General features: G+C 47.7%; 1 protein-coding gene. It reads right to left on the reverse strand.

Translation table 11 applies throughout. The features are described from left to right. A partial coding sequence (locus A3762_RS18150; protein ID WP_304439295.1) for a biotin carboxylase N-terminal domain-containing protein occupies positions 1 to 687 on the reverse strand: 687 nt, incomplete at both ends.

Genomic DNA, 687 nt, shown 5'->3' on the forward strand with positions numbered 1-687 from the left:
CAGTCTCGATCGCCAAGGTGAATGGCTTTGCCTTGACCGTCCGCGAGTACTTGGACCTCCACATGGCGAGGCCTATCGAGGAATTTTTCTAAGTAAACGGTATCATCGCCAAATGCATTTTTTGCCTCTTGCTTGGTAAGGGCAATTGAATTAACTAGTTCTGATTCTTCGTAGACAACGCGCATTCCGCGTCCACCGCCACCAGAGGCTGCTTTGATCATCACCGGAAAACCGATAGATTTTGCGATCGCTATTGTGTCTGCTGTGTTGTCACTCAGTGGGCCGTTAGAGCCTGGAACCGTTGGTACACCAGCTTGATTCATTGCTTGAATTGCTGAAACTTTATTACCCATTAGTCGAATAACATCGGCGCTAGGGCCAATGAAGGTAAAACCACTGCGCTCAACTTGTTCAGCAAAATCAGGGTTTTCAGCAAGGAATCCATAGCCTGGGTGAATAGCATCTGCGTTAGTCACTTCCGCGGCAGCGATAATCGCTGGAATGTTCAGATAGCTTTCCGTGGGTTGATTTCCGCCAATGCAAACGGATTCATCGGCAAGCCTAACGTGCATCAGGTCGCGATCAACTTTTGAGTGAACTGCAACGCTATGGATACCCATTTCTTTACACGCACGCAAAATCCGTAAAGCGATTTCTCCACGGTTTGCGATGAGTACTTTTTTAAGC

It is taken from the genome of Oleiphilus sp. HI0125, assembly GCF_001635355.1.